Below are 24,942 nucleotides of genomic sequence, written 5' to 3'. Positions count from 1 at the left end.
ACCCGAATCCAGAATTGTAGTATCCTATTCAACTAAATCCAATGGATTGGGATCAAAACACCAACCTTCTGCCGATCAAAACCCATGAGTCAAATTATTAAACAAATTCAACCCTCCGGCATTTTAGACAGCACCAAAGCTGGACAGTTTAGAGATGAAGTCAGTGCATTAGTTCAATCTGGCGCTGATACGATCCTGATTGACCTCAAAGATGTGACTTTTATTGATAGTTCTGGTCTAGGGGCCTTAGTCGCCGCCTTAAAAACGGTACGCTCCGCGGGCGGAAAACTCTTGATCTGCTCCATTAATGAACAAGTCAGAATGCTGTTTGAACTGACAAGCATGGATCGGGTATTTGAGGTCTTGTCAAGCCGAGAGGAGTTTGAGCGACAGTTGAATAGCGATTAATCCCCCTCTCCCTTACCATGAAACTGAATCTGAAGTAAGGATAGATCGTCGTCCAAAATGGTGTTGGGATTCAACGTATGAATGCAATGGAGTAAATGATCTAACAACTCAGACGAAAGATGTTGATGGGTTGCCAAAAACTCACTAAATGCCTGAAGTCCCCATAGTGTGCCATCGGTCTGATGAATTTCATAGACTCCATCACTAAACACATAGAGGGTACTTTGGGATTGAACCTGACATTGACAGGATTTATACTCGACTCCCGGAAACATCCCAATGGGGAAACCCGGTGTTTTCAGATATTGCACCTCTATCTCTTCCTGAGAACCTGGAGATAAGAGGATAGCGGGAGGATGGCCGGAACTGGCATAAACCAAAGACTGTTCCTGGCGGTGATAAACCCCATACCAAATGGTAAAGTAGCGATCGCCTTGAGTTTCCATCTGGAAAGTATCATTCAGACCCATTAGCACCTGATGGGGTTGAGAAAAATCGACCCCAGACAGGGATTGAGAGCGCAATAAATTCAGGACAGAAACCGATAATAGAGCTGAACCCACCCCATGGCCCGCCGCATCCACCACATAAATCACCAACTGATTTTCATTGAGCCAATAATAATCAAAACAGTCCCCTCCCAATTGACGAGAAGGAATAAACCTCGCATCAATAGAAACCGATTCTTCTAAGGGGCCAGGTAAGAGAGATTTAACATAATCAGCCGCCTCCATTAACTCAGCTTCAAGTCTCTGTTTAGCGGTTTGTAAATCTTGACTGAGCTGGTGCAGTCGCAAACCGGCCCGCACTTTCGCCCGTAACTCATTCACTTCAATGGGTTTAGACAAAAAATCATCCGCCCCATTATCGAGTCCTTGTACCCGGTCTTCTACCCCCTCACGAGCGGTGAGCAAGACAAAAAACGTCGTCGTTAAATCCGGATTGGCCTTAATGCGGCGACAAACCTCCAATCCATCCATGCGAGGCATCATCCAATCGCACAAAATCAATCCAGGGCGCAGACTCGCGGCTTGCTCTAACCCTTCTTCACCATTAGTAGCAACAGTTACATCATACCCCTGGTTCTTCAGCGCTTTGGTCAACACTAACCGAAACAAAGGGTCATCCTCTATAATCAAAACCTTGTACATGATTAAAATGTCATCAGACTAGGAGCTGAAAAATCTGACAAAAGTGAGATCACTTTGATAGCCTATTTGATAGCTTATAAGCAGAAGCACCAGAGCAACAATTTCAGTAAGCAGCGTGACCCCCAATCTAGCGTCCGTTTCTATCTTACTGATTCTGAACCGACCTAAGTGGTGATTTCATCATAAACGTTGAGTTCACTTTTGGATGCTTGAATGCTTCATTTACCTCTGCTGATTGCCTGATTAAGGGTTACACCATTGAAATTGCCCCATAGAGCTTATCTGCAAGTTCATTCTGATGGCCAGGCTTTGACTGATGGCTTAGAGTGGTTTAAAAGTCTTAAGCCGCCCTCCCTCGCCATTCCTGAAGCGACCTGGATTGAGTGTCAAACTGCATTTTACGAAGGATTAACCAATGCTGTTCTCCATGCCCATCGCGATCTTCCCCAAAATACCCCCATTGATATAGAGGCGATCTTAGCGGATGATGCCATCACAATGTCGATTTGGGATTATGGCCCAGGCTTTGATATTGACCAATGGCTCGGAAGCCAACCTCGCCCACATCCTGACCAGGAACATGGACGGGGTTGGTTTATGATGTCTGATATTGCTGATGACCTCAGCTATAGAGCCACGGAAGATGGACGTAATTGTTTGAAGCTGATCAAGCACTATTAGAGGGTCAAAGCGGGTCTTAACGTTCGTCTCCAAAACACCAAACCACTAGGGAGAGGGTGGCAGTCAACAGTAGCCAAGGGGGAACTGAGAAGCTTTTTAAGAGGCTAATGAGTTCTAAAGCTAGGAGTTCACTGCCTAGATATCCAGCGATTAAGATGAGAATCATGATGATGATGGGCATGGCTGCAATCGGTGATTTGAGGAAAAGATGACTCAATTTCACCTTAATTTAAATCTAATTCCTTGGGTAAACTGGCCACTAGACGCTAAGATCTAGATCGATCAGTTTGATGAAGCTTTGGATACTTTCAATCGTGCTAAGTAATCTTGTTGCCGACTTCCGTATCATCTTCGATCGCGATCCCGCCGCCCGAAATTGGCTGGAAGTCCTGTTTTGCTACCCTGGACTGCAAGCGCTGCTGTTTTATCGCTTTGCCCATTGGCTCCATGTCCTGGGTCTGCCGTTTATTCCCCGGCTGATGTCCCATCTGGCTCGGTGGTTTACGGGGATTGAAATTCACCCCGGAGCAACCATTGGCAAAGGAGTCTTTATTGACCATGGTATGGGGGTGGTGATTGGTGAGACGGCGATCGTCGGAGACTATAGCCTAATTTATCAAGGGGTAACTCTGGGGGGAACCGGTAAGGAAAGTGGTAAACGCCATCCTACCCTGGGTGAAAATGTGGTGGTGGGTGCGGGGGCTAAGGTTCTCGGTAATCTGCTTATTGGAAATAATGTCCGCATTGGTGCGGGATCGGTGGTGTTGCGGGATGTGCCTTCGGATTGTACGGTGGTGGGCATTCCGGGACGGATTGTTTATCGCTCTGGGGTTCGAGTCGATCCGCTAGAACATGGAAGACTGCCGGATGCGGAAGCGGATATGATTCGCACTTTGGTAGACCGAATTGAGCAGTTGGAAGAACAGGTGCGTTCCCTTCAGGAAGGTCGGGAGATTCTCCAGGAGAGTCAATCCTTGGCTAGTGTCTGTTGGAGTTCCTGGGAAGAGTCTGTTTTACAGGGAGAAGCCCTAGAAGTGCCATCCTATCGCTCTAAGCAAAATAGTTGTGCTTTGAAGGATCGAGCGATTGAAGAGTTTTTGGATGGGTCGGGGATTTAACGTAATGGTTCATAGGCGATCGCCTTTAAGGATTGAGCGATCGCCTGCTCCAATCCCCTTCTGGTTCTAACTGATAGTGTATCCTTCAACCGATACCCATTTTTAATTTTTAATTTTTAATTTTTAATTGATCTAATCTTCTCTTGACATTTGGCTACGGGTAAACGGTATTCCATGGCAAACGTCAACATTTGATAAGCTTTCCAATGGTCTTTAATTAAGGTTTTTGCTTGGAGTTTGGCCCATTGTTGTTTAGGGGTAAAATCACCCTCTACAGGGGAATAGAGCTTGAGGAGGGTATGGAAGTTTTGCAGATCGTCGGCTCCTCCTTTAGCATCCCCATAAACCAATTCTTCCGCCACTATACCGGCCATCCACAGGATACAATAGCGGTCAATCCATTGCTGGGTGAGGGCAGGGGATTTAAGCTGTTTAGTGATGGCCTGTTCATCAAAGCTTACGCCCGCTTGTCCCTTTTGTCCGGCTTTTAGGGCTTCCCAGGGGTTGAGGGTGTAGCCGGTAATGGGGATATCGAGAAGAGTGGCGACAAAAAAATGGCCGGCTTCATGGTGTAGGAGGCGATCGCGGTATTCAGCAGAGAGACTAGAAATTAAGCCTAATACTAAGTTACTGCCTCGGCCTTTCCATTGCAGGCTGTCGATCGCCAGAAATCCTAAAATGCCAAAGGCGGCGATCGCCGGAATTGCTGGATTTAAGTGGATTGCTGGCCCCAACAGACTGGACAAGGTTAGGGTAAAAACGGCGATCGCGGTCAAATTTAAACTTAGTTGATTCATAAAGTTCTCTGGATAAGCGACAGTTTATTGCCCTGATGATTCCCCAACCTTGGACTGCTCTCGCGCCTTATAAAACGTCTCCAAACTATGGCGATCGCCCACAAAACGCCAGTGCCAAGGTTCATAATTAATCCCTTGGGGATTATTTCGAGGAAAGGATAGCTCGAAATTATAATAAGCAGCATTTTCTTCTAACCACTTAAAAGCAGCCGTATTTTCAAACTCTGGAGAGAGATCCACAGCAGGAACATAAGCATCCCCAATATCCACTGCATAGCCCGTATGATGTTCGCTATATCCGGGAGGAGCGCTTACTTCTGCCCGTTTTGTTGCCAGTTGTCCCCGTTGAGCTTTGACATCAAAAAATAAATACTCTTGATCTTGTAAGCTGCGAAAGGCAGATAGAGGAACCAAGCTCACCCCATCCCGTTGGGCAGCATTTACCATTTGTTGGAATTTAACAGCCGCCATTCTCCGTAATTGTAGCCTACCATCAGCCGTAATTGGAATCAAATCTTCTGCCGGTGCTTCTTCATAGGCAAAATGCCCCAGTAAGTCCCCAACCTCAGCCGTTTCTGAGTTTTCCTGCTCTTCACCTAATTCAGGGGTTTCGGCTACCGGCGAGGGAGAAGTAACTGGTTTTGAGGCTGGATTAGGGGTGACAGAGTTACTTCTGAAAATGAGAATACCGCCGATCAGGGCGATCGCCACACCTCCCCATCCAATCCACATTCTCCCCTCAGAACTTGAGGATGCTGACTCTTGGACTTCAGGAAGTGGTATTGGGGTATCCCGGAGGGCTTCTGGGATATCATCAGTAATTACTTCTTCCTCCTGGGAGGTGAAAAAATGGGGTAGATTTTCCGTCATCAGCGACTCACTCTAACAGGCAATGATTCCCCTTCACCTTACCAAAGATTAGGGGTTTATATGCTAACTTAGATAATTAAGGCACAAAATTACACCGATAAATTAGGCATTGGGGGAATGATTTTGAAGATTTCAGAGCGATCTAAATCACTTAAGAGCAGCGATATCAATCACGCACAAAAGAAAAAATATCGTTGATAGTGAATAGTATAGGACTCGTGTATGGAATCATTATGTTACTGGAACACCAAATTCTCCCTGGAGCGATCTCAGAAATTCTAGTTTCTGCACGAGAAACCGGAGTTTTGACCCTTGCAGATCGCTATGGTCTCATGGCTGCTACTTTAGATGAAAACTTAACAGAGGAAGACCGGAGATCGATGAATCGGTTATTGCGATCGGTGATCAAAGGGAAAGTTAAGATTAGCGATGAACTTTCTGTTGTTTATTATCCTCCTTGTCCAGCTCTGTTCCATCGGACGAGTTCTGTTTATCGATCCCCGAAATCTTCGGTAGCCTGAGAACTCAGTTCAGTGGCTTTTTCTGCGGCTAATTTCGGTTGAATATACAGATTTTCTAGCAAGGTTGCTGCTCCAGCTACCCAAGGGGGCACAATTAAGGCTCCGATAATTCCTAGAACTTGAGTTCCTCCGAGAACGGCTAAGAGTTGATAGAGGGGATGAATGCCAACGGATGAACCGACGAGGAAGGGATCGAGGATGTAGGTTTCGACATTTTGAATCACGACAAAAAAGAGTAGTACCCACAAAAATGTCCAACCTCCGGAGGCGATCGCCACGACTAAAGCGGGAATAGCTCCTAAAACCGGGCCGATAAACGGGATCAGGTTGGTGACTCCGGCGATCGCCCCTAAACCCAGGGAAAACTCCCGTAATCCTAGGATACCTAAGCCTACCGTGGTGACAATTCCCAGGATAAAAGAGACAATCAACCGTCCGCGAATATAACTCCCCATGCGGTAGCCAATGGTGGGCACTTGGGCGGCGATTTTGCTATCCCAAGGTTCAGGGAGTAGGCGCACCAAACTGTTAATTAAGGTTTGGCTATCAGCGACCATATAACCGGAGATAAACAGGGATAAAATCAGGCTAAAGACTCCCCCAATAATCCCTCGTGTAATGCTATAGGATCTCAGCACTAATTGTTGACTAGAGCGGATCAGCCAACTGGTAATTTGTTGCAGATCGACGAGGTTAAAGAGTTCTGGGGGAGTATTCGTCCAATTATCCAGTAAATTTTCTGCTAATTGAATTAAAATTTCGGCATAGGAAGGCAGTTTTTGGATCAGGCGCTCGATTTGCTGAAACACAGTTGGGCCGATTAATAAACCCAGACCGGTTAATCCAGAAAGTAGGGTTAGATAGACTAAAATTACCCCTAACCATCGAGGAATACGCAGGCGTTCGGCCCCATCCACTAAGGGAGAAATGGAAGCGGCTAGAACAATAGAAATCATTAACAACAGTACGAGTCCCCGTAATTGCCACAAGAGGACAATGAGCAGCACCGAGAGTAAGGTTAAGAGGAACGTGGATAGGGAAAAAGTAATCCGTTGTTCGCGCATAAAAGGGAATGGGGAATGGGGAATGGGGAATGGGGAATAGGGAATGGGAAATGGGGAAAACCCAGTTTTCCCTATTCAGGAAGTTAATTGCGATGCCATTGGGTGAGACCACCGGGTTGATCGATGAGGGTAATGCCTTGGTTTTGTAAGTCGTCGCGAATGCGATCGCCTTCGGCAAAGTTTTTGGCTTTGCGAGCAGCTTGACGAGCGGCGATCGCCTCTTCAATCTCCTCATCACTCAGTTGCGATCCTGGGGACTCCGTTGCTGTCTCGGTTTCCACTTCTAACCCCAAAACTTGGGAGAGCGTTACTAAAGTTTGCCATTGTTCATATAACTGTGCTGGATTGACCTCCGTTTTACCCTCATGAATCAAGCGATTTTGTTCTCGGTTTAACCCTTTGGCTAATTCAAATAATACGGCTAATCCGCCTGATGTATTCAGGTCATCATCCATGGCACTATTGAACTTTGCCACACTCTCCGGATTGAGATCCTCAGATTTCCCCTGGATATCCCATCCCCAGATTGCCCCTTGTTTGTAACCAAAGGATAAGCCCTCTTTGAGAGTATTCCAAGACCGTTGTGCTGAGGCGATCGCCTCTGGAGTAAAATCGATCGGTTTACGATATTGGGCCTGAAGCACAAACAACCGGAGCGCCATCGGTTCCGGCCCCCCTTCCGAGTCCAACAAATCCCGAATCGTCGTAAAATTGCCCAAAGACTTGGACATTTTTTCCCCATTCACCGTCACAAAGCCATTATGTAACCAATACCGGGCCAAGGGTTGACCCGTCACCGCTTCCGATTGCGCTACCTCATTCTCATGGTGGGGAAACACCAGATCCGCGCCCCCACAGTGAATATCAATCGTCTCTCCTAAACAGTCGCGCACCATGGCCGAGCATTCAATATGCCATCCGGGGCGACCTTTTCCCCAAGGAGACTCCCAACTCGGTTCATCCGGTTTAGCTCCCTTCCACAGAGCAAAATCAAAGGGATCTTTTTTCTTCGCCTCTTCTCCACTCTCTACCACTCTCCCCGATGCTCCCGCTTGCATCTCCTCCAACTTGCGCCCGGAAAGCTTGCCATAGTCCTGAAACTGACGCACTTGGTAATAGACATCGCCCCCAGAAGCATAGGCATAGCCCTTAGTTTCCAACTCATGGATCAGCCGTAAAATCCCGTTTAGGGTATGGGTTGCCCTGGGATATTCATCCGCTTCCAGGACATTTAACCGCGCCATATCTTCAAAGTAGGTTTGGGTATATTTTTCGGCTACTGCTTCCATGGTTGAGCCGGTTTCCCTAGCTCGTTTGAGGATCTTATCGTCAATATCAGTAAAATTCTGCACATAGCGCACCTGATACCCTCGCCATTGCAGATAGCGCCGCAGGGTATCCCAAGCAATGTAAGACCGCGCATGACCGAGATGACAGTAGTCATAAACGGTGACTCCGCAACAGTAAATCCGCACTTTCCCCGGTTCCAGGGACTCGAAGGGCTGTTTACTGCGGGTGAGGGTATTGGTCAACGTTAGGGTCATGGGGCAGCACACTTTCCAATGGGTCAGCCCTCATCATACCAAATTAAGTAATGAGTAATGGGTAATAAATTAGTCAATCGCAGAGAAAACAATCAAGGGGTCGTTGGTAGAATTGTTTGAACATAGGGATAGTTGAGTATTTTCCGATCGATGGTCACAATAGAAGCTTTAGATAATCGGGCTGTGGCAACAATGATTCTATCTGCTGGATCTTTGTGAAAATCACCAGGTAAGGTTTGAGCCTCAATTGCTATAGCTGGTGTAATTGATATCAGCATTACGCCTTCTTGCCCTAGGGCGATCTCGAACCATTGGGCGATCGGTATAGGCAGAATAATTCGGCCCGCACTGACTAATCTAGCTATCTCAATTAAACTGATTGTACAAACGCCTAATCCATTACTTCTTTCCTGTTCAATACATTCACGGTGATAGGAATTTAATTGAGGATCATTTTGTATCCACCAAACTAAAATATGAGTGTCCAAAATAATCATAAAATGCCTTGATCTTCATTTTCCATATTCCAGTCTTCTGAGGGGATGGCAGGTTCTTCTGGATCGGCATAGTAGGCATAGGGTTGTTCTGGAATTAAGGGTAAGTGATTGTTCTGAATAGAAGATGAAGATATGGGGTTCTTTTTGAAAATAATTGAATCTTCTGTTGTCAATACCGAGTATTGTTCGCCGTTAGCAAATTTTTCTCGAATTTCTGGAGGGAGTTCTAAGTTACCTTCTGGGGTGAGAGCTATCGTAATTGTGTTTTCCATCTTGGCTTAATTTTTAGGTTTTCTAATTCTATCCTATCCGTATTGAGCTGGCCTGTCAATATTGTAACGTATCAATTGTATGTTGTTTTCTCCTTGACCGATCGCCCGGATCGACTGGATGGGTCAGGCGATCGCCCAATTCTCTGTTTATGGGTAATAATAGGAGAATTGAGAATCGTTTTCACAGTAGCCTTATGACCTCAACAGTAACCTCAAAACCCTCTGAACAACAAGACACCGCTTCACCTCCTCTACCAGTAACCATCATCACGGGGTTCCTCGGAAGCGGGAAAACTACCCTGCTCAATCACATTCTCAGTAACCAACAGGGAATAAAAACGGCTGTTCTGGTGAATGAGTTTGGCGAAATAGGAATTGATAATGAACTGATTATTTCCACCGATGAAGATATGGTGGAATTGAGTAATGGTTGTATTTGCTGCACGATTAATAATGAATTGGCTGATGCAGTCTATCGCGTCCTAGAGCGTCAGCAACATCTCGATTATTTGGTGGTGGAAACTACAGGAATTGCTGACCCCCTTCCCGTAGCGCTGACCTTTTTGGGTACAGAATTGCGCGATCTAACCCGTCTCGATTCCATTGTTACCCTGGTGGACTCAGAAAATTTTAGCTTAGATTTGTTTAATTCGGAAGCCGCCTATAGTCAGATTGCCTATGGGGATATTATCCTTTTGAATAAAACCGATCTGGTTGATGAAGCGGATGTAGATAGTTTGGAGGTGAGAATCCGCGATATTAAGGCGGATGCTCGGATTTTAAGGACGGTGAAAAGTCAGGTTTCTTTACCGTTAATTTTGAGCGTGGGTTTGTTTGAGTCGGATAAATACTTTGAGCAAGAGGATGATCGTAGCCACGATCGCGATCATGACCATCATCACGATCATGACCATCACCACCATCACGATCATGACCATGAACATCACCACCATCACGATCATGACCACCATCATCATTCTAACCATTTGGAAAATGATGGATTTATGTCGATTTCATTTCAGAGCGATCGCCCCTTCTCGATTAAGAAGTTTCAAAAGTTTCTCGATCATAACTTACCGCCGAATATCTTCCGCGCTAAGGGCATTCTCTGGTTTGATGAAAGCCCTATGTGCCATATCTTTCACCTCAGTGGTAAACGGTTTACCCTTGACGATCAAGAATGGAAAGGGGAACCGAAAAATCAGCTTGTGTTAATTGGTCAAGATTTGGATCGAGAAACCCTGCTTTCCCAGTTGAATAATTGCCTAACCCTACCTTCTACCCATCGGGGTAGAGGCTTTGGAGGGTAATCTAGTCCTTTAGGGTGCGTTTTTAATGCACCCTAGTGCCGTGACACAGCTAAAAATGTGCATTAGCGTAGGGTGGGTTAGGCGGCTAAAACCTAGAATCTGACAGCAATCTATCAATCCGCCGTAACCCACCATTTTAGGGTTGTCACGGCAGTAGTAAGGAATAAGCGAGCAAGATGCTCGCACTCCTAAAGTGAGCTTTAAGCACTTTTGAGGATGGAGTAGAGTGGGGTTAGGGATTTCCAGAAGTTGAGAATTTGCCGTTTCACCAGTTGGGGATGGGTATGGTGGAAAAAATAGCGTCCATGGGGACATTCCCAAAGGCGATCGCCCTCTTTTAACCAAGGTTTCCATCCCTCAAATAAGCTCGGATCGACGACTAGATCTTGGTTTCCTCGACTGACGAAGAGGGGAGGATCGAGTTCACTGGGGAGAATTTGAGCGCGTCTATAGAGGGAATGGGGAGAGAGGGAGGTTTTTAAGTCCTTTTCTAAGATTCTGACTAATTCGGCAATCACGGGGGGAGAATGAACCCCAAAGAGATTGTAGGCACTTTGGGTTAAGATGCGATCGCGGGAACAGGGCAGTAAACCCAATTGTACATAGTAATGGGCTTGCCAATCGATCGCCGGATATACCCCCACCGAGAGCAAAGTGAGCGATCGCACGCTTTGCGGATAGCGACGAGCATACAATAGGGCTAACAATCCTCCCGTACCATGGCCGAGTAAGTGTAAGGGGCGATCGTACTGCTGAATATGGTGATGAAGCAATCCTAACCCCTGATTTAAGCAAGTTCCCTCATCTTCCGTTTGCTCATATTGCCATTCTGCCAGGGGGACATGGGCAGATAATAGCCTCAGCAGGGGACGATGGAAGCGGCGAAAACTGGGATTGACATTAATCCACAAAACATCAGGTAATTGCATCATTAAGTAATGAGTAATGAGTAATGAGTAATGAGTAAGAAAGTCCATCTGAGTGTTGTCTAAGGGCGAATTGAGGGCGCTTCAAATGCACCCCATAGCATCGAAAACTGCTGTAAATAGCCCGGAAAGGTTGGCAAATCTTGCATTGCCTGCCCACCAGTCATAGGTGACTTTGGGGTTTTCGTAGGTTTGCATAGGATCGTTAACTGAGTTAGAGCGTTGCTGTTGTTGAGAATCTATCTCAACAGTCACTCATTGAAACTTAATTTGGAATTATTGTCAATTATAAAAAGGTAAAGTTTTGTAAAGTGATAGATTTTCGGTATCGGTAACGAGAAAAAGTCTTGATTTTACTGGTTTTTGGGGATCGAGGGTCAGAGTGTTGAGGCTCTCTTGTGTTCGTAATCTCGGCAACTATTTAGAATAACTATCAATAATATTGAGAATCCTGAGATGTGCTAGATTAGAGGAATAAGGGCGATCCTGGCTCTGGTGCGCCCCCTGAAGGCATCTATATAGCTTCAATGAGGAGGAAGGATGGAGGAGAGGATGAAGCAAACATGAAACCTTTGAACTGGAATAGGAACAAAAACCAGAGCTTGAAAGAAGAAAGGGGAATTACCTTTGATGATGTCATCCAATCTATTGAACAAGGAAATCTCATTGAGTACAGAAGAAAAGGAATTATTAGAAAGTGTCGAAAAAGAAGAATGGGAAAGCATTGAAAATGTGACTCAAGAAATTGAACGGTATCAAGCTTATGCTAGTTATCAAATCAGTCAACAAAACATAGAAGTCACTTTATCTGTAGACCAAGGCTAGATGTGCTAAATTAGAGCAATAAGTGCGATCGCCCCTTTTTGCCTCTTCCCTAGCCCTATGCGCGTCCTAATTCAACGAGTGACTGCATCTTCCGTATCCGTGAATGGCCAGATTATCGGTAAGATTGGCCGAGGATTAAACTTGCTCGTAGGAATTACAGATACAGATACGGAGAAAGATCTAGAATGGATGGCAAAAAAATGTCTAGAATTGCGGCTCTTTCCCGATCCAGAATGTAGCGATCGCCGTTGGCAAAAATCTGTACAAGAGATCGAGGGTGAACTGTTGGTGGTGAGTCAATTTACCTTGTATGGAAATTGTCGTAAAGGTCGTCGTCCCTCTTTCGATCGCTCTGCTGCTCCGGAACCGGCGAAAGCTCTTTATGAGAAGTTTGTCAGCCTGCTCAAGCAGAGCGGTTTAAGGGTAGAAACGGGGGAATTTGGGGCGATGATGGAGGTTAAAATTGATAATGATGGCCCCGTGACCTTGCTTTTAGAATAGGGCTGAATTGGATGAATATCCCATGAAAGGATTGACTAAAAGCTAGGGAATACTAGGGCTAGTACAATGCCCAATGATGAGGAAATGAAGATGAAATTTGCGTATTTGAAACCCTGGTTAATTCTGTCGAGTATTCTATTTTTAGTCTTTGTGTTAGTTGGCGATCGCTTTCTGCCGGAACCTTTAGGCCCTGCAAGCGAACAAACTCGCGTGACGCTGAATAAATTTTTGGTGGGCTTAATTCCCCAATGGGAGCGGAAAACCAACCCCTATGAACGCACCGAAGAGGCCCTTGAACAAGAGCAAAGTGGGGGTCAAACACAAGAATAACAATAAACTTGAATCGGCGATCGCATCCCGAATTAGCTCCCCATGCTAAAACTATAGATTTTCTGGGTTTCCAGACGCTCAAAGAGGGAAGAAGGGAGAGAGGTTTGGGGATCGCAGGGTTGTCTTTGTAGCTTCAGTTGCAGACCATCAAGGGGGTCTGATCCATCGCTGACGAGAAATTCCAAGCGCTGAACCGGTGACCAATCTATGAGCAAATCTAACCAGGAGGCGATCGCCTGGGAATAGGGATGTTCGGCATCGTGATACCATTCCATGGGATCGCTATAGGGTTGATCGAAGCCTAAATGAACGATTAAGGACGGATGGGTAAACAGGGCGATCGCCACTGGCCGCGTTTCTTCCTGCAACAGTAAATTTTCCCGATCGGCCCAATAGCGCAGTTTTTCTAACCATTCATACCGTTGAGTCACCGAAGGATTGGGATCTTTCCACTCTAGAGCGACGGTGACTAAATAGGTTTGTAGCAACCAATGGCCCAGTTTTTGGGCTTTCGTTGCTAAGTAAGCCGAATTATAATCCGTGGCTTCAATCAGCAGAGGAACGCGATCGACCATCTCCAAACCATAGCCTTTTAATCCGGCAATTTTGCGCGGATTATTGGTAATCAGACGGAATTGTTTCACCCCTAAATCATTCAGAATTTGCGCCCCGACCCCATAGTTGCGTAAATCAGCCGGAAAGCCTAATTTTTCATTCGCTTCTACCGTATCTAAACCCTGATCTTGGAGCATATAAGCTTTAAGTTTATTCACTAAGCCAATTCCTCGCCCTTCCTGACGCAAATAGACCACAACCCCCGCTCCCGAATGGTCAATCATTTTCAGGGCCGTTTGCAGTTGCATCCGACAATCACAGCGTAGAGAGCCTAATGCATCTCCCGTTAAGCATTCCGAATGCATCCGCACGGTGACCACTTGCTGAGAAAATTCACTCGGATCGCCTTTAACGATAGCAATATGTTCTGAATCATCTAAGGTGTTGCGATAGGCGTAGATCTTAAACTCGCCAAATTGGGTGGGCAGACTCGCTAATGCTTCTTGTTTAACAAACCGTTCATGTTGCAAACGATAGGCAATCAGATCGGCAATACTAATAATTTTCAGTTCATGATATTGGGCATAGCGGATCAGTTGCGGCAGTCGGGCCATGGAGCCATCGGGGTTTTGAATTTCGCAGATAATTCCGGCTGGATATAAACCCGCTAACCGGGCTAAATCCACACTAGCTTCCGTATGACCGGCTCGTTTTAAAACTCCGCCTTCCCGCGATCGCAGGGGAAAGATATGGCCCGGTCGTCGTAGGTCGTGGGGGCGAGTGTGGGGATTAATGGCGACTTGAATGGTGCGGGCCCGGTCTTCGGCAGAAATGCCGGTACTGACTCCGAGTTCTGGGGAAGCATCGATACTGACGGTAAAGGCAGTTTGGTTTTTATCCGTGTTGTGGGTAACCATGAGGGGGAGATCGAGTTGATCGAGGCGATCGCCCATCATTGCCAAACAGATTAACCCCCGCGCATAAACCGCCATAAAGTTAATCATATCGGGAGTCGCGAACTGTGCAGCGCCAACGAGATCGCCTTCATTTTCCCGATTTTCATCATCAACCACAACCACCATACGGCCGAGTTTGAGGTCGGCGATCGCGCTTTCAATGGAGTCAAACTGAAAGGAAGGAGAGGAAGTCACAGTGAGAGAGTGGTGATCGGTGTTTAGTTGTTATTGTACCCCGAATGGGAAAGGGAGAGATGGAGGGAGGGGGGCAGCCGTTTATAACTCACTTTTAATTTTAAATTTTTAGTTGATAGAGCAAATCATGCTTATTATAGAGTCACATCTGTTGAGGAGAACGCGATGGATAGAGTTAGCATCAAATCCCTAGATCGTCTTCGTCAGGGAGCGATCGCCGCTTTATTGGGAACCGCAGCCAGTGCAGCCAGTATGCTCTGTTTCGCTCCCACTGCCCAAGCTGCGGATACGATCATTTTCAAATATAAATCTGAGGAAGTGACCCTAGGGGTGCGCGAACTGAGAGAATTTGCCCGCAATGGTACAATTCCCTCTGATTTACAGCGCTTCTTAGATAATACGGATCAAGTGCCCTCGGAAGTCCAAGATATCCTGAATTTGTCGATTCGAGTCAACCCTGACTTTTTCCGAAACCTGGTCAATACCTCCACAGGGGAGTTTGTTGTACTGAAATTAGATCAGGCGATCGCCTCATCTGCCAGTAGCCAGGATTTAGAAGCGGTCAAAAATACCCTCTTAGAAGCGGTCGAAGAAGATGGGGAACTCTCCCTGATTAGCTTGCTCGAACGCTATCCCATTCAAACCATTACCGTAGATGTCACTAGCTTAGAGCCAATTTATCTACAAGCCAAAGCTCTGGTCGAACGGATTATTCCTGCCTTAGAAGTCGCCAAACGCTTCCTGCAAGATATCGTCTGTGAATGCGAAACCTCTAGCAGTCTGCCTAGCACTGATGGACTCTCCGCTTCTGCTCCAGGGAGTAATACCTGCAAACCCAGCAGCTATACAGCAGAAGTAACGGAAGATGGAATCGTGATTAAAAGTACAGTCGATGACTCCATTGTATTAGAGTCAGTGAACTTCACTAACCTTTCTCGTCTCAGCGCCACCGTTGAGTAAATCCGGTTGATTACTTTTGAGACTCAATGCTTATGTCTACAGTTATACAGTCCATTCAACACCAGATTTCTCAGTGGATGGTTCGGACTCGTCCCCTAGTCTGCGCGGCGGCTGCTAGTCTGTGTTTAGGCAGTTCGGCAGCTCTGGGTGCGGAACGGGTGGTGTTTAAGTATGGCCCCGTTTCTCGTTCGGTTCCTGTATCTGATTTAGCCGAATTTGTGGAAACCGGAGAGCAATCCGCGATTATTCGGTTTATTCTGAATGCGGCTAATGTCGAGCCGGAACAGATGCGCGAGCTGTTAACCTATCAAGTGGGACTGAACTTGTTATTTGTGGATCGGGTGTTCTACTCCTTACCGGGAGAGTATGTGTTGTTTGAATTAGGCTATCTGTTCAGTACCAAGTCCGGAAATGCCAATATTCAAGCTTTGCGCTCTGCGGTTACCCTATCTGCAAGTGATGATGGCCAAATTTCTCTGTTAGAGTTCTTGCAGAAATACCCCACGGAAGGACTCTATGTGGATGGACAGCGCGTGCAACAGGTGGCTAATGATGCGATCGCCTTTGTGGATCGCGTTGGGGTACAGTTAGAGTTGCCGATCGCCATTGTCAAGGATTTTCTCAGTAGCATTGTCTGCGACTGCGAAAACGTGGAAAGTCCTTAAACTCCCATTTCCCCCTTTTGGGGGGATGGGGAGATAGGGAGATGGGGGGATAGGGAGAATCGCCCATTACCCATTACTCATTACTCATTACTCATTACTCATTACCCATGACCTTAAGCTTGTGCATTATTGTTAAAAATGAAGAGCAAAATCTGCCCGCTTGCTTGAAAAGCGTGAAAGATGTGGTCGATCAAATGGTGGTTTTGGATACCGGTTCAACGGATCGCACGGTGGAAATCGCCAAACAATGGGGGGCACAGGTAGAATATTTTGAATGGTGCAATGATTTTGCGATCGCCCGTAATGAATCCCTCAAATATGCACAGGGAGACTGGATTTTAGTCTTAGATGCTGATGAACACTTGAATCCCAGCGCCATTAACCCCCTGAAACAGGCGATAACCTCCGAAGATCATCTAGTGATTAACTTAATTCGTCACGAAATTGGGGCTACCCAATCTCCCTATTCCCTGGTTTCTCGACTGTTTCGCAATCATCCCCAAGTGCAATTTACCCGCCCCTATCATGCCATTATTGATGATTCCGTAGAAGCCTTGTTAAAGCATGAACCCCATTGGAAAATTGCCAGTTTACCAGCGATCGCGATCGATCATTATGGCTATCAACCGAGCATTATCGCGGCTCAAAACAAGGCAGAGCGGGCGAAATTAGCCATGGAGGGCTATTTAAGAGATCATCCTGGAGACCCCTACACTTGCAGCAAATTAGGAGCGCTCTACAGCCAAATGGGAGAGGTCAAACTCGGAATTGAACTCTTAGAAAGTGCCCTTTCTCAAGACACGAGCGATTTAGTTAAGTTTGAACTCTATTATCATTTGGCCTTGGCGTACAGTCGCTTGAAAAAGTTTGCCAGGGCGATCAAATATTATAAAGAGGCGATTTCTATAGAGGTGTTGTTGCCCTTGAAACTAGGAGCCTATAATAACCTGGGCAACTTGCTGCAAGCTCAAGGCAACCTAGGCGATGCCCTGTTAATGTATCAGAAAACCATTGAAATTGACCCCACCTTTGCCGTAGGTTACTTTAACCGAGGCATGGCATTTAAGACGCTAGGAAAACTCGACAGTGCGATCGCCGCTTATCGTAAAGCCATCCAATATAATCCCCAATATGCCCAAGCTTATCAGAACTTAGGGGTTGCCTATCTCAAAGGGGGCAATGTTCCCGAAAGTTTGAAGGCATTTAAAGAGGCGATCGGGCTTTATAAAGGGATCAACCCTCAAGAAGGGGAAAGACTACAGCAAGAACTCGCCACCATGGGATTTACTGAACTTTAAGGTCAATTCCCCATCCATATTATTTAAACCGCTTCTGAAGTCGGCAGTTTACCAAAAATGCGGTCAGTAAACTTGACGTACCATGCACCCGCTTGTACTTGAATGATATAAGCCATGGTGATAATCAGGGCAATTTCTGAGCCTTGTTCACCGAATACCGTCATGGCGATCGCCAGAGCAATGGAGAGGTTACGCATCACTGTACCATAGACCAGGGCGATCGCATCATCGCGATCGAATAAAGCCTTACCAATGATGGTACTCAACAGAAAGTTAAACCCATAAATAGTGACCAAAGGAATTAACAGCGACAACAACATCACCGGATTGGCAAAAATGGCTTTTGATTTTAAGGCCATTGCCACAAATACGATTCCTAAAACCCCTAATGTAGAAAATACAGGGAATTTTTTCTTCAAATTTTTCTGATATTTATCCATTCCGACTTGGCGAATCAGCAGGAATTGGGTCACCTGGCCTAAAATCATCGGCAAAAAGACAATGATGATAATTTGTCTAAAGATATCGACCAGGGGAATCTCAATCACTGTCCCCATCAGATATTTGGCATAAAAGGGAGTGGCAATCGAGCCAGCAATTAAGCCAATCACCGTCATTTTAATGGCGGCGTTAATATTACCCTTAGCAAAGCCCGTCCAGGAAATGGTCATGCCACTGGTAGGCAAGAGGGAAGTGAGGAGTAAACCCAAGAGGATCAGGGGTTGATCGTTAAAGAAGAGTTTCCCGACCCCAAAGGCAAAAAAGGGAATCACTGCAAAGTTAATGATTTGAGTGACAATTTGAACTTTGAAATCTCCCCCGGATATCACTTTCTTCATTTGTAAATTGATCATCATGGGATAGACCATTAAGAAAGTGAGAGGGATAATCAGGGATTTGAGTCCTGATGGATTGATGAAGAATCCATAGACAACTCCTAAAATCATAAAGATAGGAATTGACCAGGTTAAGTTTTTTTGTAAGAACGATAATATCTTCCACATAATTGATTCAATCAAGATTAGAGTAATGTAACAAGAACTCTCCCCAATTACGCTCTGATGAATTGGGGAGAGGGTGACCTAAATTGGAGGAAAGATTAGCATTAGAGAGCTGGGTGGTTCTGACTGTGCAAGTTGAAATACTATGCGGTTAAGGCAGGTTCTTTCAGATGGTCAATGACTGCTTGCATTTTCTGACTCGCATCTGCTGCCATGGCTTGCACATCTGGATGTTCAACCGCTTTGAGCATTCCCAAGGGGTTTACCGCAGAGACTTCAACCACCCCTTCTCCCCTCTCTTGCACCACGACATTACAAGGAAAGAGGGTTCCTGCTTTGTCATCCGCTTGTAGGGCACGATGGGCAAGCTGGGGATGACACGCACCGAGAATGCGATAGGCATGAAAATCGATACCATGTTTGGCGAAGGAATTTTGTACATTGATTTCGGTCAAAATACCAAACCCTTCCTGTTTCAGTGCATCGGTAACTTGGGCGATCGCCCCTTCCATGGTCGTATTTAAGACAATACTAAAGTGATAATTCATGGTCTTCCATCTTCTGTTTCAGTAGTCAGGGCGGTTGGCTCGGTTGCCCCTGTTGTTTTAACAATAAAACATAGCTATTTGGTTGTCAAGTGTTTTTGAGGAACACAAGATTTTTGGTCTACTTTAAGTCTCTCTAAAAAAGAGTTTAGCGGCTTTTCGGAGGGGATAACTCAAGATCGCTAGTCAGTATAAGCAAGTGATTATTAGAAAAGTTTGTCATTCTGATTGAATTACTATATAGTTATATTAATAGACAAAATTTCGGATTGAGATCGCCTCTCGTTAGGTGAGCGATCGGTACACAAGCACACTTTGGAGAAAAAAGAATGACAAACGTTGTAGTAATTGGAGCCGGTTTAGGCGGATTACCAGCCGTACATGAATTACGCAGCCTACTGCCTAAGAGCGATCGCATCACCCTCATTAGCGATCACTCCCACTTCACCTTCATCCCTGGATTAATCCGAGTCGCCCTAGACATGGCCTCCCTCGACTCCCTACAGATCGACCTCGAACCCCACACCAAGCGCTTGGGAATTGACTGGATTAGCCAAAAAGTCACCGATCTCAACCCCCATACCCAAACCATTACCGTAGAAGGGGGACAGACCGTTGATTATGATTATGTAGCGATCGCCACCGGAGCCTCCTTCGCCTTTGATGCCATCCCCGGACTCGGCCCCCATGGCGGCTACACCCAATCCGTCTGTACCGCCGATCACGCCATTCATGCGCGGGAAGCCTGGTTAAAATACCTCGAAAACCCCGGCCCCCTCGTCGTCGGAGCCGCCCCCGGAGCCGGCTGTTTTGGCCCCGCCTACGAATTCCTGCTCATGGCAGACTGGGAATTACGCCGTCGAGGATTACGAGATCGAGCCACCCTCACCTATGTCACCCCAGAACCCTACATCGGCCACCTCGGCGTAAGCGATGTCAAAAACTCCCAAAAATACACCACCGAACTCCTCGAAGAACGAGGCATCCAAACCATCGTCAATGCAGAAATTACCCACATCAGCCCAGACACCGTTACCCTCAAAACCGGCGAAAAACTCCCCTTCAGCTACTCCATGATCTTACCCGCCTTCCGGGGAGCCAAATTCCTGCAAAACCTGCCAGCCATTGCCAACGCCAAAGGCTTCATTCCCGTAAACCCCACCTATCAGCATCGGGACTTTCCCTCCGTCTACGCTCTAGGAGTAGCCGTTGCACTCGACCAACCCGATAAAACCGCAATTCCCATCGGTCTACCCAAAAGTGGAGCCATGACCGAAGCCATGGCCGTCGCCGTAGCCCATAATATTGCTGTGGCCAGTGGAGCCATTTCTGGCCCCTTCCAGCGTCCCACCCTCGAATCGGTTTGTTTAGCCGAATTTGGAGACACAGGCATCGTTTATGTCGCCATTCCCGTACTCCCCGACCCCACTTTAGGAGAGCGTCAAAATTCCTATGCCCTCAAAGGCCGTTGGGTCGTTTTGGGTAAAGAAATGCTCGAATATTACTTCATGGTGAAAATGAGATGGGGTTTAGGAATGCCCTGGTTTGAACGCTTAGGCCTGCGGATCTTATTCCAAGTCAACATCGCTAAACCCTATACCTACAAACCCGTTTAACGCTGTTTTAACCGGGAGAACCAACCGGAAAAATTTTTCGGGAGGCTATAGCGCTGTAAATCGGCTGTGGTAATCTTCTCAATCGTCGTGAGAGCCTCTGGATTAACCGCTTCCACCGTTTTTAACACTAACTCCCGCTTACGGGCTGGAATCACGCAGAACGAAATCCGCACCCCTCCTTGGTGTCCCTGGGCATTAAGAACCGTAACTTCTAAGCCAAGGTTGCGTAATGAGTCAGCCACTGGAGGGGAATCCGTCGGAGCAATCACCCGTAAGAGATTTTCACCCAGGGCTAACCATTGTTCAATCGTTGAACCCACAAATGTCCCCATGGCATAGCCACCGGCAAAAGCAACAAACTGACTGGGATTACTGAGACTGGTCAAGACTTGGGCCGTAGCAATCAGCCAGAGCAGAGATTCTAGGAAACTCAAGACGGCTGCGACGAAGCGATATCCCCGAACCAGCATACTAATTCTTAGGGTTCCCAGGGTAACATCCCCTAATCTCATGGTAAAGATTAGCAAGATTTCTGGCCAATTTTCAATGAACATAATCAATTCTGGTAAGAGGCTATGCAGAGATGCTTAAGGAGCCTGGTTTGTCAACTATTAACTTTCCCCTATCAATGCTGGGCTGTCAACTGCCCATCACTCACCCAAGAGTTGAACGGGAAAGATTCGGCTAACGATCCCCGATTGCTATAAACTGTGGAATTGGAGAACATCAATATATAGATGGAATAAATGGATATTGGTCAGAAGGTAAAAGTAAAGGGTTTAATCGATCGCATCCCTGCCAATCTGGTAGATAAAATCAAGCAGAATCCTGTAGGGACAATCACCGGCTATAAAATGGTCGATGGTTCGGGTGTCGGTTTTGTGGTTGAGTTTAGTGGTCAATTTTCCACTTGGTTCTTTGAAGAAGAGCTAATCGCGGTTTAAGACCCCTCAATCGATTATAAACAGTGACCATTGGCTTGACCCTTGGTCACTGAGAACCCATGAAAGCGCTAAACTGGGACAACAGCGTGATTGTGAATAATTAACAGACATGGCTCTGATTCTGACATTTTTGGGTAAGGGTGGCACGGGTAAAACAACCCTAGCCATTGCCACGGCGAAACAAATGGCCAGTGCGGGAAAACGGGTGCTGTTAGCCCTCTCTGAACCGCCTGGGGTGATTGGATTGATGTTGGGGCCAGTGGAGGGAACTCCAGGGGCCATTGAACCGAATCTGGAGGCCGTTAACCTCCGGAGTGCTGCCTTATTAGAGCGCAGTTGGGAAGATGTGAAGAAGCTGGAAGCGCGATATTTACAGAAGCCGTTTTTTAAGGAAGTCTTTGGTCAAGAGCTAGGATTATTGCCGGGAATGGATGGAGCGCTGGCTCTGTATGCTCTGCGAGATTACGACCAGAGTGGAAAATATGATGTAATTGTTTATGATGGAGATGGCGATCGCGAAACCCTGCGAATGTTGGGAACGCCGGAAATTATGAGCTGGTATATCCGTCGTTTCCGAGATGTGATCGTAAACTCTGATGTAGGTCAGGCTTTATCGCCCTTTTTGGGCCCCATTAGCAGCGCCATTTTGAATGTAGACCTGTCTAAAGATAATTTTGCCGCACCCACTCAAGAAGCCAATTCAAGCCTGGATGAGGGCAAAGCCGCAGTGAACGATCCCCATCGAGTAGCAGCCTATTTGGTGACCACAGGGGATAAAACAGCCCTGGCTAAAGCCATGGATTTATGGGGCAGTGCCCAACAAGTGGGGGTGACTGTGGGAGGCGTAATTTTGAATAAATCCGTGCTTCAAGATACCCAAGCAGCAGCAACGGCCAATAGCTTTGAAGAATTGTACGATACCTTCGACCATGAGGCGATGGACGTGAGTACCGCTACAGCCCAATTTGAGCCTTTGAAAATCAGTATTGTCCCCTTTGAGAAAAGTAAAAATTGGCAAGTCCTGCAAAATGCTCTACCGGACTTTACGGAAGCCTCCCAGGCCCCCAAAGCCATTAGCATTGATGTGGCTCAGAAGACTGTGAGTTTGTTTTTACCGGGATTTGATAAGAAACAAGTTAAACTCACCCAGTATGGGCCAGAAATCACCATTGAAGCCGGTGACCAACGGCGCAATATCTTGTTGCCTCCTGCCTTGAGTGGTCAACCGGTCAAGGGCGCTAAGTTCCAAGACCGGTATTTAAGGATTTCATTTTAATCATTACTATGGGAAGTTTAGGAGAGTAGGATATTTGGATCTATGAGCAACGACGATACCGCAGCCAATCCCACTTCGTCCCGACGGCGACGGGGTAGCAGCGCCCAAACCCGACAAATGTTGGGCATGAAGGGTGCAGATACTAAAGAAACCAATATTTGGAAGATTCGCCTTCAGTTGATGAAACCCATTACTTGGATTCCTCTGATTTGGGGGGTTCTCTGTGGGGCGGTTTCTTCTGGAGGCTTTACCTGGAGTGTCGAGAATGTGTTGATGGCAGCCGCTTGTATGCTGCTGTCGGGGCCCTTGATGGTGGGGTATACCCAAACGATGAATGATTATTACGACGCGGAAATTGATGCCATTAATGAACCCTATCGACCTATTCCCTCTGGAGCGATTTCTACCAACCAGGTAGAAGCCCAGATTTGGGTCTTACTCTTAGCCGGGATAGCCTTGGCCTATGGCTTAGATGTTTGGGCGGGCCATGAGGTAAAGGTCATCACCATGATTGCTGTTTTTGGCAGCTATATTTCTTATATCTATTCGGCTCCCCCCCTGAAACTGAAGCAAAATGGTTGGCTCGGTAACTATGCCTTGGGTGCAAGTTATATCGCTTTTCCCTGGTGGGCGGGTCATGCTCTGTTTGGGCAAATGAATTGGACGATCGCCATTTTGACCCTATTTTACAGCCTTTCGGGATTGGGGATTGCGATCGTTAACGACTTCAAGAGCGTGGAAGGAGATACCAAGCTAGGCTTAAAATCCCTTCCCGTCATGTTCGGCATTGGCAAAGCAGCCTGGATTTGTGTGCTGATGATTGATATTTTCCAAGCCGGAGTTGCCGCCTATCTCATCAGCATTCACGAAAATTTCTATGCCACCATTCTGCTCCTATTCGTGATTCCCCAAATCACGTTCCAAGATATGTATTTCCTGCGGAATCCCTTGGAAAATGATGTCAAATACCAAGCCAGCGCTCAACCGTTCCTGGTTCTGGGAATGCTTGTTACTGCCATGGCTTTAGGTCACGCAGGCATATAATCAGCAACTACATCGTAGGGTGGGCAGGATATGGCAGGAGAAATGGCATAACCCTCTCCTGCCCACCCTACCTACTCGGCTGTCTTCTTGTTAGCTTCCCCAGAATCCAAATGATTCCTAAATTTGACCATAATGGTAATCTGCCTCCTGGTGTATATGTTTGCGAATGGGAAGAATTTAAACAGAGGTTTGGGACTAACTTTCTTAGATCTCGTATGATTCAAGGATTAGAGTTAGCCATGGGTGAACTTAAAGCTGCTGGATGCCGAACCATTTATATTAACGGCAGTTTTGTTACCAACGAACCTCAACCCGGTGATTTTGATGCTTGTTACGACCTAGAAACTTTAAATATCGATGATCTGAGAGCGAATGCCCCTCAGTTACTGAATTTTTATGACCGCAATGCCCAAAAAGCAAAATATAAAGGTGAACTATTTCCCTGTAGCCAACCCGTAGGAAACTATGGCAATAGCTCTTTAGATTTTTTTCAACAGGATAGACAAGGTAATGCCAAAGGCATTATTGCTATTGACTTAATGAGGTGGGAGCCATGATTAAAAACCAACAAGAGTATGAAATCACTCAAGAATGGATTGACAAATTACAAAAATCTATTGCTGATTTGGAATGCTCAACCGAGCTTAAAATGCATAACCCACAAAAGTGGCAACTGAATCAAGAAGCATTACACTATCAAGTAGAACAACTGCAATCAGAAATTGCTGAATACGAAAGCTTAACCTATGCTCACCCTCATCAACCCATTCAGGTAACTGTGGAGAGTTTAACCAAACTTCCCGATGTTCTAATCAAAGCCCGAATTGCTGCCCAATTAACTCAGGAAGAACTCGCCAGCCTTTTAAACATTGAACCAGAACGAATTTATGACAATGAGGATAGCCATTACCGGGAATGCAGCTTTATGGAAATTGTAGAAGTAGCGACAGTTTTAGGCGTTTCTCTACAACAGGCCATCATGCAAGTAGATTTAGACGAAATCCAAGTAATTCAATCAATGAAGAGTTGAAATAACGTCAATATTTTTATTCTATTTGGTGCTTTTATTAGG

Annotated in this window: 29 protein-coding genes and 2 pseudogenes; 17 read left to right on the top strand and 14 right to left on the bottom strand. The window is 46.2% G+C overall.

Annotation, left to right across the window (positions count from 1 at the left end):
- Positions 1–84: 84 nt before the first annotated feature.
- Positions 85–408 (top strand): STAS domain-containing protein, encoded by a 324-nt coding sequence (locus tag PMG71_RS09825; protein WP_283753494.1) that lies wholly within the window; start codon positions 85–87, stop codon positions 406–408.
- Here the strand turns inward: PMG71_RS09825 and PMG71_RS09820 are convergent.
- Positions 405–1,559: a PP2C family protein-serine/threonine phosphatase gene (locus PMG71_RS09820; protein ID WP_283753493.1), complete on the bottom strand. Its 1,155-nt coding sequence runs from the start codon at positions 1,557–1,559 to the stop codon at positions 405–407. The two genes, PMG71_RS09825 and PMG71_RS09820, sit on opposite strands and share 4 nt — an antisense overlap.
- A 258-nt stretch (positions 1,560–1,817) precedes the next feature.
- On the opposite strand from PMG71_RS09820, the gene PMG71_RS09815 reads away from it, so the two are divergent.
- Positions 1,818–2,240 carry an ATP-binding protein gene (locus PMG71_RS09815; RefSeq protein ID WP_283753492.1) on the top strand — a complete coding sequence of 141 codons (423 nt, stop codon included), beginning with the start codon at positions 1,818–1,820 and terminating at the stop codon, positions 2,238–2,240.
- A 16-nt stretch (positions 2,241–2,256) separates the two neighbouring features.
- Here the strand turns inward: PMG71_RS09815 and PMG71_RS09810 are convergent, their stop codons facing one another.
- Positions 2,257–2,463, bottom strand: coding sequence for a hypothetical protein (locus PMG71_RS09810; RefSeq protein WP_283753491.1), 207 nt, complete (start codon positions 2,461–2,463; stop codon positions 2,257–2,259).
- A gap of 91 nt (positions 2,464–2,554) precedes the next feature.
- On the opposite strand from PMG71_RS09810, the gene cysE reads away from it, so the two are divergent.
- Positions 2,555–3,358 carry a serine O-acetyltransferase gene (gene cysE / locus PMG71_RS09805; RefSeq protein WP_283753490.1) on the top strand — a complete coding sequence of 268 codons (804 nt, stop codon included), beginning with the start codon at positions 2,555–2,557 and terminating at the stop codon, positions 3,356–3,358.
- A 116-nt stretch (positions 3,359–3,474) separates the two neighbouring features.
- Here the strand turns inward: cysE and PMG71_RS09800 are convergent, their stop codons facing one another.
- Both PMG71_RS09800 and PMG71_RS09795 read right to left on the bottom strand, forming a co-directional pair.
- Positions 3,475–4,155, bottom strand: coding sequence for a M41 family metallopeptidase (locus tag PMG71_RS09800; protein ID WP_283753489.1), 681 nt, complete (start codon positions 4,153–4,155; stop codon positions 3,475–3,477).
- A 24-nt stretch (positions 4,156–4,179) separates the two neighbouring features.
- Complete coding sequence (locus tag PMG71_RS09795; protein ID WP_283753488.1) at positions 4,180–5,025, bottom strand: M15 family metallopeptidase; 846 nt, start codon at positions 5,023–5,025, stop codon at positions 4,180–4,182.
- A 233-nt stretch (positions 5,026–5,258) separates the two neighbouring features.
- Between PMG71_RS09795 and PMG71_RS09790 the strand changes: the two are divergent.
- Positions 5,259–5,474 (top strand): annotated as a pseudogene (locus tag PMG71_RS09790) (hypothetical protein); the annotation flags it as partial.
- A 41-nt stretch (positions 5,475–5,515) separates the two neighbouring features.
- Here PMG71_RS09790 and PMG71_RS09785 read toward each other — a convergent pair.
- From PMG71_RS09785 to PMG71_RS09770, 4 genes are all read right to left on the bottom strand, one after another.
- On the bottom strand, positions 5,516–6,610 hold the full coding sequence (locus tag PMG71_RS09785) for an AI-2E family transporter (RefSeq protein WP_283753486.1): 1,095 nt from the start codon (positions 6,608–6,610) through the stop codon (positions 5,516–5,518).
- 83 nt (positions 6,611–6,693) lie between these two features.
- Complete coding sequence (gene cysS / locus PMG71_RS09780; RefSeq protein WP_283753485.1) at positions 6,694–8,154, bottom strand: cysteine--tRNA ligase; 1,461 nt, start codon at positions 8,152–8,154, stop codon at positions 6,694–6,696.
- 92 nt (positions 8,155–8,246) lie between these two features.
- Positions 8,247–8,651 (bottom strand): type II toxin-antitoxin system VapC family toxin, encoded by a 405-nt coding sequence (locus PMG71_RS09775; protein ID WP_283753484.1) that lies wholly within the window; start codon positions 8,649–8,651, stop codon positions 8,247–8,249.
- Entirely contained in the window at positions 8,648–8,923 is a 276-nt protein-coding gene (locus tag PMG71_RS09770; RefSeq protein ID WP_283753483.1) for a hypothetical protein, read from the bottom strand. The genes PMG71_RS09775 and PMG71_RS09770 overlap by 4 nt, the downstream gene beginning before the upstream one ends.
- A gap of 194 nt (positions 8,924–9,117) precedes the next feature.
- Here PMG71_RS09770 and PMG71_RS09765 point away from each other — a divergent pair, with 194 nt between their 5' ends.
- Positions 9,118–10,233 carry a CobW family GTP-binding protein gene (locus PMG71_RS09765; protein WP_283753482.1) on the top strand — a complete coding sequence of 372 codons (1,116 nt, stop codon included), beginning with the start codon at positions 9,118–9,120 and terminating at the stop codon, positions 10,231–10,233.
- Between the two features lie 200 nt (positions 10,234–10,433).
- Here the strand turns inward: PMG71_RS09765 and PMG71_RS09760 are convergent, their stop codons facing one another.
- Both PMG71_RS09760 and PMG71_RS24120 read right to left on the bottom strand, forming a co-directional pair.
- Positions 10,434–11,165: an alpha/beta fold hydrolase gene (locus tag PMG71_RS09760; RefSeq protein WP_283753481.1), complete on the bottom strand. Its 732-nt coding sequence runs from the start codon at positions 11,163–11,165 to the stop codon at positions 10,434–10,436.
- Between the two features lie 81 nt (positions 11,166–11,246).
- A pseudogene (locus PMG71_RS24120) lies at positions 11,247–11,357 on the bottom strand (chlorophyll a/b binding light-harvesting protein); the annotation flags it as partial.
- A gap of 432 nt (positions 11,358–11,789) precedes the next feature.
- Here PMG71_RS24120 and PMG71_RS09750 point away from each other — a divergent pair.
- From PMG71_RS09750 to PMG71_RS09740, 3 genes are all read left to right on the top strand, one after another.
- Entirely contained in the window at positions 11,790–11,984 is a 195-nt protein-coding gene (locus tag PMG71_RS09750) for a hypothetical protein (RefSeq protein WP_283753479.1), read from the top strand.
- Between the two features lie 57 nt (positions 11,985–12,041).
- The gene (dtd, locus tag PMG71_RS09745) at positions 12,042–12,485 is read left to right on the top strand and encodes a D-aminoacyl-tRNA deacylase (RefSeq protein ID WP_283753478.1); all 444 of its coding nucleotides are present in this window, start codon (positions 12,042–12,044) and stop codon (positions 12,483–12,485) included.
- A gap of 90 nt (positions 12,486–12,575) precedes the next feature.
- The gene (locus PMG71_RS09740; protein WP_283753477.1) at positions 12,576–12,815 is read left to right on the top strand and encodes a hypothetical protein; all 240 of its coding nucleotides are present in this window, start codon (positions 12,576–12,578) and stop codon (positions 12,813–12,815) included.
- A 32-nt stretch (positions 12,816–12,847) separates the two neighbouring features.
- Here PMG71_RS09740 and ribBA read toward each other — a convergent pair whose 3' ends face one another.
- The gene (gene ribBA, locus PMG71_RS09735; RefSeq protein WP_283753476.1) at positions 12,848–14,521 is read right to left on the bottom strand and encodes a bifunctional 3,4-dihydroxy-2-butanone-4-phosphate synthase/GTP cyclohydrolase II; all 1,674 of its coding nucleotides are present in this window, start codon (positions 14,519–14,521) and stop codon (positions 12,848–12,850) included.
- Between the two features lie 165 nt (positions 14,522–14,686).
- On the opposite strand from ribBA, the gene PMG71_RS09730 reads away from it, so the two are divergent.
- The 3 genes from PMG71_RS09730 to PMG71_RS09720 all read left to right on the top strand — a co-directional run bounded on the left by PMG71_RS09730 (position 14,687) and on the right by PMG71_RS09720 (position 17,444).
- Entirely contained in the window at positions 14,687–15,481 is a 795-nt protein-coding gene (locus tag PMG71_RS09730) for an alpha/beta hydrolase (RefSeq protein WP_283753475.1), read from the top strand.
- Between the two features lie 32 nt (positions 15,482–15,513).
- Complete coding sequence (locus tag PMG71_RS09725; RefSeq protein WP_283753474.1) at positions 15,514–16,146, top strand: alpha/beta hydrolase; 633 nt, start codon at positions 15,514–15,516, stop codon at positions 16,144–16,146.
- Between the two features lie 107 nt (positions 16,147–16,253).
- On the top strand, positions 16,254–17,444 hold the full coding sequence (locus PMG71_RS09720) for a tetratricopeptide repeat protein (RefSeq protein ID WP_283753473.1): 1,191 nt from the start codon (positions 16,254–16,256) through the stop codon (positions 17,442–17,444).
- 23 nt (positions 17,445–17,467) lie between these two features.
- On the opposite strand, the gene PMG71_RS09715 is transcribed toward PMG71_RS09720, so the two are convergent.
- Both PMG71_RS09715 and PMG71_RS09710 read right to left on the bottom strand, forming a co-directional pair.
- Positions 17,468–18,448 carry an arsenic resistance protein gene (locus tag PMG71_RS09715; RefSeq protein WP_283753472.1) on the bottom strand — a complete coding sequence of 327 codons (981 nt, stop codon included), beginning with the start codon at positions 18,446–18,448 and terminating at the stop codon, positions 17,468–17,470.
- A gap of 140 nt (positions 18,449–18,588) precedes the next feature.
- The gene (locus tag PMG71_RS09710; RefSeq protein WP_283753471.1) at positions 18,589–18,993 is read right to left on the bottom strand and encodes a DUF302 domain-containing protein; all 405 of its coding nucleotides are present in this window, start codon (positions 18,991–18,993) and stop codon (positions 18,589–18,591) included.
- 326 nt (positions 18,994–19,319) lie between these two features.
- Between PMG71_RS09710 and PMG71_RS09705 the strand changes: the two genes are divergently transcribed.
- Positions 19,320–20,606, top strand: a complete 1,287-nt coding sequence (locus PMG71_RS09705) for an NAD(P)/FAD-dependent oxidoreductase (RefSeq protein ID WP_283753470.1) — start codon at positions 19,320–19,322, stop codon at positions 20,604–20,606.
- On the opposite strand, the gene PMG71_RS09700 is transcribed toward PMG71_RS09705, so the two are convergent.
- On the bottom strand, positions 20,603–21,160 hold the full coding sequence (locus PMG71_RS09700; protein WP_283753469.1) for a DUF2179 domain-containing protein: 558 nt from the start codon (positions 21,158–21,160) through the stop codon (positions 20,603–20,605). The genes PMG71_RS09705 and PMG71_RS09700 overlap by 4 nt on opposite strands.
- A gap of 192 nt (positions 21,161–21,352) precedes the next feature.
- Here PMG71_RS09700 and petP point away from each other — a divergent pair, with 192 nt between their 5' ends.
- From petP to PMG71_RS09675, 5 genes are all read left to right on the top strand, one after another.
- On the top strand, positions 21,353–21,550 hold the full coding sequence (gene petP, locus PMG71_RS09695) for a cytochrome b6f subunit PetP (protein WP_283753468.1): 198 nt from the start codon (positions 21,353–21,355) through the stop codon (positions 21,548–21,550).
- A 109-nt stretch (positions 21,551–21,659) separates the two neighbouring features.
- On the top strand, positions 21,660–22,826 hold the full coding sequence (locus PMG71_RS09690) for a Get3/ArsA fold putative tail anchor-mediating ATPase NosAFP (RefSeq protein ID WP_283753467.1): 1,167 nt from the start codon (positions 21,660–21,662) through the stop codon (positions 22,824–22,826).
- 42 nt (positions 22,827–22,868) lie between these two features.
- Positions 22,869–23,870: a chlorophyll synthase ChlG gene (gene chlG / locus PMG71_RS09685; RefSeq protein ID WP_283753466.1), complete on the top strand. Its 1,002-nt coding sequence runs from the start codon at positions 22,869–22,871 to the stop codon at positions 23,868–23,870.
- Between the two features lie 110 nt (positions 23,871–23,980).
- Complete coding sequence (locus tag PMG71_RS09680; protein ID WP_283753465.1) at positions 23,981–24,427, top strand: DUF6932 family protein; 447 nt, start codon at positions 23,981–23,983, stop codon at positions 24,425–24,427.
- Positions 24,424–24,900 (top strand): hypothetical protein, encoded by a 477-nt coding sequence (locus tag PMG71_RS09675; RefSeq protein WP_283753464.1) that lies wholly within the window; start codon positions 24,424–24,426, stop codon positions 24,898–24,900. The genes PMG71_RS09680 and PMG71_RS09675 overlap by 4 nt, the downstream gene beginning before the upstream one ends.
- Positions 24,901–24,942 lie beyond the last annotated feature (42 nt).

This window comes from Roseofilum acuticapitatum BLCC-M154 (assembly GCF_030068475.1).
Classification (GTDB): domain Bacteria; phylum Cyanobacteriota; class Cyanobacteriia; order Cyanobacteriales; family Desertifilaceae; genus Roseofilum; species Roseofilum acuticapitatum.
The sequence above is the reverse complement of the archived record's forward strand: the minus strand, read 5'-3'. Positions and strand labels throughout refer to the sequence as shown.